This is a genomic window from Sharpea porci, from assembly GCF_009695655.1.
Classification (GTDB): domain Bacteria; phylum Bacillota_I; class Bacilli_A; order Erysipelotrichales; family Coprobacillaceae; genus Sharpea; species Sharpea porci.
The window spans coordinates 1-10,355 of record NZ_VUNM01000049.1 but is presented as its reverse complement, the minus strand read 5'-3'; the positions used below and the strand labels follow the sequence as shown (position 1 = coordinate 10,355).

The window sequence follows — 10,355 nt, the reverse complement described above, 5'->3', positions numbered from 1 at the left end:
TTAAAACGGAACGTCGATACTTAGGACACCATACCACATGGTATTTGCAGGAATAGACTACATTGTGATTAGATTTGTATTTCATATAGATATTATACCACTCTTACCTATCTAATACAAAAGGGATCAGATAACTTTCAGCAAGATAATTGTCGCCTTATATCCCCATTGCTAAAGCAAGGGGCTTTACGGCGACATTTGGTAATTGAATAGGATCTTGATTTGGAGACAAGTATGTTGCTTGTCATTAGATCACAGTGATATCTATGACACAGGAGGATATATGTGTAGAGCTGGTTTTTAGCTCATGAAAGAAAGAATGTCTTTCATCTGTAGATATTGTATTTTATAGCGTATTTAGGGGATTGTCTGACATACTCTTTATCAAAGAAATAGTGCAGTGTTTAGATTTGGGTGGCTTTATTGAAAGAGAGTATTGCACTTAGGCCTTTTCTCTTAACCAAATCCATGTAATGATTTAGGTAACTTGTGGTATTGTTTATGTGTTATGAATATTCTATCAAGTTCATATGTATATATGATTGAAGGTCAAGGTAACATTGTGGTAGAATGATACCGATTTTTGAAAGCTTGGGGGAATGAAAATGGTTGAGTATTCAATGCAAGATATCTTTAGTAAAGCCTATTTGCCTTTATATATCTCTATTCTCGTTGTATGTTTTATTATTGCTTTACAAGTTTATAATAGACTGCAATTCAATATTGGCCGTGCTTCTGAAATTAGGGCTTTCAAAAGAATTATTATTGCCTATATTATTTATATCTTTGATGACTTATTATGGCTTTCGTTTTATCCTCATTCCCAATTTGTTGCAATAACAAGTATTTTTGAATATATCGAAACAGGCATTCTAACAACATTTACGTTTTGCTGGTTCTTGTTTGCGGAATATTACATCGATGGCTTTCTCATCAAAAATAAGTTTACAAAATATCTTTTTACATTTCCGCTCATCCTTGCCTTAATAACATCAACCTATTTCTGTTTAAATGTCGTAGGTCTTGTGGGCAGCACAACAATTTCCTCAACTTACCTTTATAGCATTAATTCTTCCATTGATTTCTTCTATATGGGATTTGCATTTATCCATACAATAATCAGTCTCCAGAAAGAAAAACGTAAGACGAAAAAAATGCGTTATCGTGTGATTCTTGAATGTATTCTTTATCCAGCTGCTGGTGCAATTATCAGTTTGTTTATATTCTATGTACCATTTATCATACTTGGTATCTTACCATCCATTATCAAAGTCCTCATTGAAATGCAGAATGCAAATATCTATACAGATGCATTAACAAGAATCAATAACCGTTATCGTGTCAACGAATATCTTGAAAAAGAATGGCCTAATATTTCTCTTGAGAATCCGATTGTGATTTATATTATTGATGTTAATCGATTTAAAGGAATCAACGATAAATATGGACATCTAGAAGGAGATCGAGCATTGATTGCTGTTGCGGATTCATTAAAGAAGGCAGCATCACAAGGTATTGTTATTGGGCGTTTTGGTGGTGATGAGTTTATCTTAGTCGATTCACAAAATCATGATCCTGAAGAAATCATAAAGGAATTACGAGATAATCTTCAAATCATCACCCAAAAAGAACAATTCCCATTTGATCTCACTATTTCTATCGGTTATGCTGATTGTTGTAATCCTGATGTCCCTATCGCAAATGTGATAGAAGAAGCTGACAATCAACTCTATTTAGATAAAAAGACTTATCGTGAAGCAATAAGAATGGGCAACCATATAAACTAAGAACTGACTCTTCTTGATGAAGAGTCTTTATTTTACTGATATTTTACGACAATGTTGCTTAAAGTCTACAAACTTATTATAATAACAACGTAAATTCTCATTTTGGAGGTTGTGGTCTATGCTTATACAATGGATTCAAACATTCCTTTTACGTAATTATTCAGATATTATTCAAGGTCTTGTCTTTGCCTTAATAACGATCATCTTATTTTTCAAAAAGGCTTCAAGAAAAACACAAGTCATCAAATTCATTCTTTCTTTTTTTGTAGCCTTTCAAACAGCCGAGTTTATTTCCTATATCCTTTATCAACAGGTGACCAGTCTATTTTCTTTGACAGGAACATTATATGATTTCTTGGTTGCTACGGTTTGCTTATTGTTGCCTATTTTTCTTATGATTGATCTTTATCGCAAGGTTATTGGTATACAAGGACCAGTAGGCACATTCATATATACATTATTCTTTAATGCGAATTGTTTGGCTATGTTAATTGCAATGACAACGATGCAAAGAATGTTGATTACTGTTGTCTTAAGTTTGTTGCTTGTTTTCTTTTTTAGAGAGGAAATTCAATATATTGTTGAAGAGAAATCAATGTTAAGAATGGATCGGCGATTTCAATGGACAGCTATGACATTTATGATCTTAATTGGTGCTGAAGCTGAATTGCCACGTATTGTGATTAATGGTGGTGTTGATGATGTTACAAATCAGCTTGCCTATGCCGTAGCTATTGTTGGTTCTCTTCTTGTCTTGATGTTTATTATCTTTATGAAGTTTAACTTCTTTGCTATTATGAAATATGAAAATTATATTCGTAATCATGATGATGATCGTATCACAAATGCAAAGAGTTTGGCCTATTTGCTAGAAAATGGAGCCATCATGGTCAAGAATGCCAGTGTTAAACATCAGGAACTAGCTATCTTTTATTCTAATATTGATCATTTTAGAGATATCAATATCTTACATGGTTATGATGCCGGTAATAATATCTTAAAGAAGACAGCCGATTATATGATTGCGGAATTTCCAGAAGGTATTATTGGGCGTACATCGGGGACACATTTTACAGGTATCGTCCCTCTTGCTGGAGCGATGCAGAAGTTTGCATCTATTTCACGTAAAATTGAAGAACTGAGTATTGATGAGTCATTGATATTGCAGATTGGTGTATGCCCTCTAAAGTATCTAGAGACAATGGATCATCATCAAGTTGACTACAACAACCTCGCACCTATTGTCGATCTCGCAGCAACAGCTTTACGTTATACTTCGCCAAAATCACCGGTTAAATTCTATGACGAAGCAATGCGTAAGAATGAAGAAATTCGTCTTCATGTATTAGCCCATATTGATCAAGCTGTTAAAGAAAACTGGCTACAGAATTACTATCAGCCCCTTGTTGATATCAAGCAACATAAGATTGTCAGTTACGAAGCTCTTTCGAGATGGATCGATCCCGTCTATGGCTTTCTTACGCCTGATCAATTCATCATCCCTCTAGAGAATGCCAGGATGATTTATAAGGTGGATTTGCAGGTCCTGTATCACTATGGGCAGTTTCTTTCGAAAATGCATAACTTGCATCAAGAAGCGCTTCCAATTAGCTTTAATATTTCAAGAACAGACTTAGAATCAGGCATAGATATTTATACAGAAATCCAGCAAATCATCAACACATATCATATTCCCAAATCCCTCATTCATGTAGAAATAACAGAAACAGCTATTAATGGTGATTCAAAATTAATGAAACAAGCATTACAACAATTCCATGCCATGGGTTTAGAAGTATGGATGGATGATTTTGGCTCAGGCTATTCTTCTTTAAATGTCTTAAAGGATTATCATTTTGATGTCATTAAGATCGATATGGAATTCATGCGAAAATTTGATGATCGGTCAAAAACAATAGTACGCTCAATTTGTGAAATGGCACAGAGCTTACATATTCGTACTGTAGCTGAAGGTGTTGAAACGAAGGAACATTATGATTTCTTGAAAGAGGTGGGGGTGTACATATGCTCAAGGTTACCTTTTCTCAAAGCCAGTCCCTGAAAATGTCATTCTCAATAATCAGTTAGAAATCAAGTAAAGATCAGGGTCTTCCTGATCTTTTTCGCACTGATAAAATAGAAAGTTGTATCTTGGCTTTATGAAAACAAGAGCACTGTAGAATTAAAACAAATGATGGATGATATCAGTTGATTAATGTATATGATGATGTATAGTAATTGTATTGTAAAAGGAGATATTCTATGAAATATACACTTATACATATGAAAAGCCCTATATCACAAGCTTTCTAGCAGGATTTGTAGTTGGGGGTGTATTGTTTTTGTTTGATCACTTTCCTGGTAGTCATCTTTTTGGATTATTACGAATATATTGATCATTCTTAGCAGTACATCTTATTTTATGGCAGGTACATGCTCGTTTCTTTACATGTTCACAGCGACAAGCGTTTATCATGGATTTTCTATCTTTTATCAAACTGACTATTTGATGCAATTTATAGTTGCTTTAGTCTTAGCAGTACTATATAGTTTGGCCTCATTCGTTTTATTTTCTTGGAACGATGCGCATTCTTATAATAGCTTACTTTATGGATTGCCAATGGGTATCTTGTTAGCTGAAACATTTGCGTTATGTGTTTATTTAGCACATGGTCATATTTATCTTCTTCCCTTATTGATTGATATGGGAGGATCCATCATTTTCATGCCTATCTTTTGGAAAAGAGTCAACAATAAGCTTCTTTAGTTGATATCAACTATTCTATTGGCTATTCTCCTTTATCTTATTTTTTATGCTTCATCATTTTAGTATGAACAGGAATCAATATTATGAACGAACAAATCATTCAAGGCATACGCTTATCTTTATCTCAAATAGAAGAGGAAAGCTATATACGCCAGATTAAAGCTTTTCAAAATACCACACAATTAACATTCACTAAGCCTATTACATTTTTTGTGGGAGAAAATGGTTCAGGGAAATCAACATTACTTCAAGCAATGGCCGTAGCTTCACATTTCAATCCTGAAGGTGGTACAAGAAATTACCATTTTTCAACATATCACTCCACCACCCAGCTTGATCAAGCCATCAGCCTAATCAAAGGTGTACGAAAAGAAAAATGGGGCTATTATTTAAAGGCGGAAAGCTTTTATAATGTGGCTACCATGGAAGAAAACTACGCCTTAGGGAAATCAGAACACTATCATGAGATGTCCCATGGAGAAAGCTTTTTATCTTTAATCCAAAAAGAATTTTGTGAAAATGGACTTTATTTTTTAGATGAAATAGAAGCAGCATTATCGCCTCAAAGACAACTCACGTTGATGGCAGAAATAGAACGCTATGCGAAAAAGGGCGCACAGTTCTTTATTGTTTCTCATTCGCCCCTTTTTCTTGCCTTGCCTGATGCTGATATCTATCAGTTTGATGATAGGGGAATACATCTATGCCCTTATGAAGAAACAGACAGTTATCAGATCACAAAGATGTTTATGGAAAATCGCACAATGATGCTGAAGTATTTATTGGAAAAAGAGGAATAGAACTTTCATCGATAAGCTACAAAGCTTATAATAAGTCAAGAAGGTGATGCTCACATGCGTTATTACGACAAGCTGATCTTAAAGGATGGCAGAGAATGTGTAATCAGAAATACAACAAGTACAGATGCCTATAATGTCATAGTAGCCTTTAATCGGATGCAGACAGAAACAGATTACCTACTTAGATATCCCGAAGAAAATGATATGACTGTTAAAGATGAAGCACTCTATATTACGCAAAAAGAACAAAGTGCACGCAATTTACAATTATGTGCTCTCGTTGATGATCAGATTGTGGGGCTGGCTAGTTGTAACGCACTTGGAAATTTTCTAAAAATTCAACATCGTGTAGAGCTGGGGATTTGCGTTGAAAAGAAATACTGGCATTTAGGTATAGGTAAAGCACTGCTTGAAGCTTGTATTAAAGCTTCTCAGCAAGCCTCCTACCAACAAATGGAATTAGAGGTAGTTGCTTCGAACAAACAGGCTATTCGATTATATAAGAAGATGGGCTTTAAGGAATATGGAAGAAATCAACGTGGCTTTATCACAAAGCAAGGAAATGAGCAGGCACTTATCTTGATGATTCTTGATTTACGATGATGACATAGAAAGAAGGAATTAATATGAAAATAGATGAATTGGATCATTTTGTGATTGTGACAGAGAACTTAGATGCATGTCTACATTTCTATCAGGATCTCTTGCAGATGAAACATGGTATAAATGGACAACAACATTATTTGTCCTTTGGTAGACAGAAAATCAATATTCATACGTTTCCTGGTGAATTTGAGCCATCAGCTCAATATCCTGGTTATGGAACGAATGACTTTTGCCTGATTACAACAGATGATTTAGAAGATGTCAAAAAGGAATTACAAGAGGCAGGTGTATCCATTGTCCAAGATGTTTGTGAAAAGGTTGGTGCTAGAGGAGCAATGCATAGTCTTTATGTCTATGATCCAGATGGTAATCTTGTAGAAATAGCGAAATATGATGAGGAGTAGACTGATGGAATTAAAAGATTTTACTAAACAAGAACAAAAACAAATTCATGATGGCTTATCAACAGCAGAAATCACTGACAAGCAAGCGGCTAAAAAGCTATTAGATCTTGTCCCTCAAGAATGGATCAAAAAGATTCCTTTCTTTGTAAGAGGACATGCAACAACGAAAACAGTGGAAAAAGTTGCTAAAGTACATCCAGAACTTTATGCCGTTGCGAAAAGAGAAGGGCCACTTCCTGATCAAGAGAAAGCAGCCCTGAAAAAGATTATGATGGATATCTTTGAAGAAAAGATGAATAAACATAAGATCAAATAAACAAGCTACAATGATGAGCTTGTTTTATTTTGTCTGTATCTCAAACTTGTATAATGTCTTCAAATTCTTGCGTACCACAATCTCGTGATAGAATTCTAGATAAGATATTACATGAGATTTCTGACATGATATAATAAAAGCAAGGGAGGTTTGTATATGGATCAATTTATAAAAGAAAGAAATGAAAAACTTGCACAGGTTGTCATCAAGGGACTTAAAAGTCGCAATATGACAGGATATTATGCCAAAGATCGCAAGGAAGCTTTAAAGGTGGCTTTAGAACTCATCCCAGAAGGAAGCAGTGTGGCAATGGGAGGTTGTATGAGTGCCCAGGAAATTGGGTTAACAGATGCACTGAATAATGGACATTATACTTTCTATGATCGTGCATTTATGGCCACAAGAGAAGGATTGCTTCAGGCTTATGGTGCTGATGTTTTTGTTTCAAGTGTCAATGCCATGACGGATGATGGTATCTTGGTGAATATTGATGGCAACGCCAATCGTGTTTCTTTTATCGCCCAAGGACCAGAAAAGGTTGTTTTTATTGTTGGAATGAACAAAGTCACTAGTGATCTTGATCAGGCAATGAAGCGAGCAAGAAATATTGCTGCTCCGATTAATGCAGGGCGCTTTGACATCACAACACCATGTAAAAAGACAGGTCGATGCATGGATTGTAAGTCTATTGATACTGTATGTTGTCAGTTTCTTATTACACGCTTTAGTCGTCATAAAGATCGTATCCATGTCATTCTTGTCAATGAGAACTTAGGTTTTTAGTAAAGGAGAGTATCATATATGGCAAATATTTCAACGGGAATTATTGGCGATGCTAATATCGCCAATCTTAAAGAAATAGAATTGAATGCAGTACGACATGAAGTACAGATGTTCTTAGTGGAAGGTGAAGATATTATTGCGGCCTTCCAGACTGTCAGAGATCAAGTTGTTTTCACGACAAAGAGAATCATCGTCGTCAATGTCCAAGGCATCACAGGGAAGAAGGTTTCCTATATCTCTTATCCTTATGCCAAAGTCCTTTATTTTGGCGTAGAGACAGCAGGAGTAATGGATATTGATAGTGAACTGATCTTAAGTTTTGCGGATGGCACAAAGCTCCAGTTTGATTTTAAGGCGAAGGTGGATATCAAGAAAATCTGTGCAACGATATCACATTATATTTTTTAAGACATACGCATGATAGCGTATGTTTTTAATTGTAAAAAGAATGTTGACATTATAGAAGTAATCATTTATATTACATGATATAAATGAAATAAAAAATATTACATAAAGGAGTAAATCCAATGCAGTACCTCAAAATATTAGTAGAAGATATCCATTCAGTTGTAATTGCGACAAATGATCAAAATGGTCGTCCTGTTACACGAGTCATTGATATGATGCTTTATGATTATCAAGGTGTTTATTTCCTTACCGCTAAAGGAAAAGAATTCTACAAACAGCTCATAAATCAAAAGTATGTCAGTTTAACAGGTGTGAAGAACAAGAAGTCTATTTCATTAGCTGGCAAAGTCAGAAATATTGGCAATGAAAAATTAAATGAAATTTTTGAAAAGAATACTTACATGCAGAAAATCTATCCCGGTGATACACGTAGTGCATTGGATGTCTTTGTGCTTTATGAAGCGAGGGGACAGTACTTTGATATTAGTGATCCAGCACATATTGAAAGAGGGACAATTTCAATTGGAAATGTACAAACAACTATCTCAGGTTATTATGTCGGTAAAGGGTGTGTTGGCTGTAAGAAATGCTTGGATGTTTGTCCACAAAGATGCATAACATTCAAAGACGGACTGGCTATTATTGATCAACATCACTGCTTACATTGTGGTCGGTGTATGCCAGTATGTCCAGTTAACTGTATTGAACGTCGATGAAAGGAGTGAGAGTATGTTTTTAAATAGATTAAAAAGTCAAAAATATGTCTTTGGGGAAAAATTAAATGATCAACAACTAGAAGTCCTTAAAACTCAAATAGAAACAGCTGATGCGATTGTGATTGGTGCAGGTGCAGGTTTATCGACTGCTGCCGGCTTGACATATTCTGGGGAAAGATTTGAAAAATATTTCTTTGATTTCGCAAATGAATATGGCATTCAGGACATGTATTCTGGTGGCTTCTATCCCTTTGAAGATATGGAAACTTATTGGGCATGGTGGAGCAGACATATTTACTTCAATCGCTATATAGATGCACCAAGTGATGTTTATCCAAACTTACTTAAACTTGTAGAAAACAAAGATTACTTTGTCATTACGACAAATGTTGATCATCAGTTTCAAAGAGCACACTTTGATAAGAAGAGACTCTTCTATATGCAAGGTGACTATGGTCTCTTTCAAAGTGTTTTGCCAACAATACCCAAAACATACGACAACAAAGAAATAATTGAAAAAATGATGGAAGCACAAGGCTTTGTAAGAAATGAAAAAGGCATATTTGATGTCCCAAAAGACAAGAATTTGCTTATGAAAATTCCCACAAGTCTGATACCAAAATGTCCAGATGATGGTCTGGATATGATTCCTAACTTGCGTGTAGATAATAGCTTTGTCCAGGATCTGGGATGGGAAGAATTTTATGAGCGATATCATGACTTTATGAATCATCACCAAAATAAACATATTCTCTTCTTAGAACTAGGTGTTGGTATGAATACTCCAGTGATTATTAAATATCCTTTCTGGAACTATGTTGAAAAAAATCAAAATGCTTATTATGCCTGCATTAACTTTGGTGAAGCGGGATGTCAAGAAAGTATTATAAATCGTAGCATATTAATAAATGATGATATTGCCAAGGTATTAAGAAGACTTGATAATCAATAGCTCTCCTTTTGGAGAGCTTATTTTAGAAAGCATTTATTTTGACTAAATGTATCTAATTAGATACATTATGTAAGTGAGGAGCGTGAGAGTATGTTGCAGGATTCTTATATTCTTATTTCCATTCATCGTATGGTTAAAGAGCTTGATTATGAAACAACCAAGATTGCTTCAAGTCATGGCTTAACTTTGCCACAGTTTGGTGTATTAGAGGCTCTTTATCATCAGGATGGACTAACAGTGGGAGAAATCAAAGATAAAATATTAAGTAGTAATGGTACAGTTCCTGTTATTATCACAAACTTAGAAAAACAGGGGATGGTTGAAAGAGAAAAAGATCCCCAGGATCAAAGACGTACAATTGTCAAATTATCAGAAAAAGGACGTCAGTTGATTGCAGAAGTTATTCCTGAAAATGAGAAGATGTTTGAAGAGAAGTTTCTAGCTTGGTCATTAGAAGAAAAACAAACACTTATTCGATTATTAAGACAATATCGAGAATATCAAAGAGAGGATTAGAATATGTTAAGAGAAGTAATAAAACAAGTTAAAGGATATCGTACACAGGATGGTGCTGGTGTAAGCTTAGTGAGAGTATTGGGCAATCAGACAGTTGATTTATATGATCCATTTTTAATGTTGGATGCTTTTGATTCAACAGACCCCAATGATTATATAGCTGGCTTCCCCATGCGGGAGTTTGACAGTTGTCTCCATTTTTTCACTAACCAAATCGCTCAAAACGTTGATTATATCAATGCTTTTGAGTTTTTTTATTGTCAAATTTTCGAAATTATATGTAGTAATACGTAGGATTAT

At 34.8% G+C, this 10,355-nt stretch carries 13 protein-coding genes; 12 read left to right on the top strand and 1 reads right to left on the bottom strand.

Going from position 1 to position 10,355, the window contains the following annotated elements:
* On the bottom strand, positions 1 to 85 hold an 85-nt coding region (locus FYJ79_RS12035; RefSeq protein ID WP_195837092.1), incomplete at its 3' end, for a transposase.
* 520 nt (positions 86 to 605) lie between these two features.
* Between FYJ79_RS12035 and FYJ79_RS12030 the strand changes: the two genes are divergently transcribed.
* From FYJ79_RS12030 to FYJ79_RS12650, 12 genes are all read left to right on the top strand, one after another.
* Positions 606 to 1,787 carry a GGDEF domain-containing protein gene (locus FYJ79_RS12030; protein ID WP_195837091.1) on the top strand — a complete coding sequence of 394 codons (1,182 nt, stop codon included), beginning with the start codon at positions 606 to 608 and terminating at the stop codon, positions 1,785 to 1,787.
* Positions 1,788 to 1,905: 118 nt separating this feature from the next.
* Positions 1,906 to 3,849 carry a bifunctional diguanylate cyclase/phosphodiesterase gene (locus FYJ79_RS12655; RefSeq protein WP_229771472.1) on the top strand — a complete coding sequence of 648 codons (1,944 nt, stop codon included), beginning with the start codon at positions 1,906 to 1,908 and terminating at the stop codon, positions 3,847 to 3,849.
* 788 nt (positions 3,850 to 4,637) lie between these two features.
* Positions 4,638 to 5,354 carry an AAA family ATPase gene (locus FYJ79_RS12010; RefSeq protein WP_154518815.1) on the top strand — a complete coding sequence of 239 codons (717 nt, stop codon included), beginning with the start codon at positions 4,638 to 4,640 and terminating at the stop codon, positions 5,352 to 5,354.
* Between the two features lie 54 nt (positions 5,355 to 5,408).
* Positions 5,409 to 5,957, top strand: coding sequence for a GNAT family N-acetyltransferase (locus FYJ79_RS12005; protein ID WP_154518812.1), 549 nt, complete (start codon positions 5,409 to 5,411; stop codon positions 5,955 to 5,957).
* Positions 5,958 to 5,980: 23 nt separating this feature from the next.
* Positions 5,981 to 6,364: a VOC family protein gene (locus FYJ79_RS12000; protein ID WP_154518810.1), complete on the top strand. Its 384-nt coding sequence runs from the start codon at positions 5,981 to 5,983 to the stop codon at positions 6,362 to 6,364.
* Between the two features lie 4 nt (positions 6,365 to 6,368).
* A complete protein-coding gene (locus tag FYJ79_RS11995) occupies positions 6,369 to 6,680 on the top strand; it encodes a hypothetical protein (protein ID WP_154518808.1) in 312 nt (103 codons plus the stop codon).
* A 156-nt stretch (positions 6,681 to 6,836) separates the two neighbouring features.
* On the top strand, positions 6,837 to 7,463 hold the full coding sequence (locus tag FYJ79_RS11990) for a lactate utilization protein (protein WP_154518806.1): 627 nt from the start codon (positions 6,837 to 6,839) through the stop codon (positions 7,461 to 7,463).
* Positions 7,464 to 7,481: 18 nt separating this feature from the next.
* Positions 7,482 to 7,871 carry a PH domain-containing protein gene (locus tag FYJ79_RS11985; RefSeq protein ID WP_154518804.1) on the top strand — a complete coding sequence of 130 codons (390 nt, stop codon included), beginning with the start codon at positions 7,482 to 7,484 and terminating at the stop codon, positions 7,869 to 7,871.
* 119 nt (positions 7,872 to 7,990) lie between these two features.
* Positions 7,991 to 8,587, top strand: a complete 597-nt coding sequence (locus tag FYJ79_RS11980) for a pyridoxamine 5'-phosphate oxidase family protein (protein WP_154518802.1) — start codon at positions 7,991 to 7,993, stop codon at positions 8,585 to 8,587.
* A 13-nt stretch (positions 8,588 to 8,600) separates the two neighbouring features.
* Complete coding sequence (locus FYJ79_RS11975) at positions 8,601 to 9,539, top strand: SIR2 family NAD-dependent protein deacylase (protein WP_154518800.1); 939 nt, start codon at positions 8,601 to 8,603, stop codon at positions 9,537 to 9,539.
* A 90-nt stretch (positions 9,540 to 9,629) separates the two neighbouring features.
* Positions 9,630 to 10,055, top strand: coding sequence for a MarR family winged helix-turn-helix transcriptional regulator (locus FYJ79_RS11970; protein ID WP_154518798.1), 426 nt, complete (start codon positions 9,630 to 9,632; stop codon positions 10,053 to 10,055).
* Positions 10,056 to 10,058: 3 nt separating this feature from the next.
* Positions 10,059 to 10,349: a cupin domain-containing protein gene (locus tag FYJ79_RS12650; RefSeq protein WP_229771471.1), complete on the top strand. Its 291-nt coding sequence runs from the start codon at positions 10,059 to 10,061 to the stop codon at positions 10,347 to 10,349.
* Positions 10,350 to 10,355: the final 6 nt, after the last annotated feature.

Excerpts from the sequence above, each read along its gene's own strand:
- FYJ79_RS12655 (WP_229771472.1), top strand. The coding sequence starts at position 1,906 with ATGCTTATACAATGGATTCAAACATTCCTTTTACGTAATTATTCAGAT.
- FYJ79_RS12030 (WP_195837091.1), top strand. The coding sequence starts at position 606 with ATGGTTGAGTATTCAATGCAAGATATCTTTAGTAAAGCCTATTTGCCT.
- FYJ79_RS11990 (WP_154518806.1), top strand. The coding sequence starts at position 6,837 with ATGGATCAATTTATAAAAGAAAGAAATGAAAAACTTGCACAGGTTGTC.
- FYJ79_RS12010 (WP_154518815.1), top strand. The coding sequence starts at position 4,638 with ATGAACGAACAAATCATTCAAGGCATACGCTTATCTTTATCTCAAATA.
- FYJ79_RS12000 (WP_154518810.1), top strand. The coding sequence starts at position 5,981 with ATGAAAATAGATGAATTGGATCATTTTGTGATTGTGACAGAGAACTTA.
- FYJ79_RS12650 (WP_229771471.1), top strand. The coding sequence starts at position 10,059 with ATGTTAAGAGAAGTAATAAAACAAGTTAAAGGATATCGTACACAGGAT.
- FYJ79_RS11985 (WP_154518804.1), top strand. The coding sequence starts at position 7,482 with ATGGCAAATATTTCAACGGGAATTATTGGCGATGCTAATATCGCCAAT.
- FYJ79_RS11975 (WP_154518800.1), top strand. The coding sequence starts at position 8,601 with ATGTTTTTAAATAGATTAAAAAGTCAAAAATATGTCTTTGGGGAAAAA.
- FYJ79_RS12005 (WP_154518812.1), top strand. The coding sequence starts at position 5,409 with ATGCGTTATTACGACAAGCTGATCTTAAAGGATGGCAGAGAATGTGTA.
- FYJ79_RS11980 (WP_154518802.1), top strand. The coding sequence starts at position 7,991 with ATGCAGTACCTCAAAATATTAGTAGAAGATATCCATTCAGTTGTAATT.
- FYJ79_RS11995 (WP_154518808.1), top strand. The coding sequence starts at position 6,369 with ATGGAATTAAAAGATTTTACTAAACAAGAACAAAAACAAATTCATGAT.
- FYJ79_RS11970 (WP_154518798.1), top strand. The coding sequence starts at position 9,630 with ATGTTGCAGGATTCTTATATTCTTATTTCCATTCATCGTATGGTTAAA.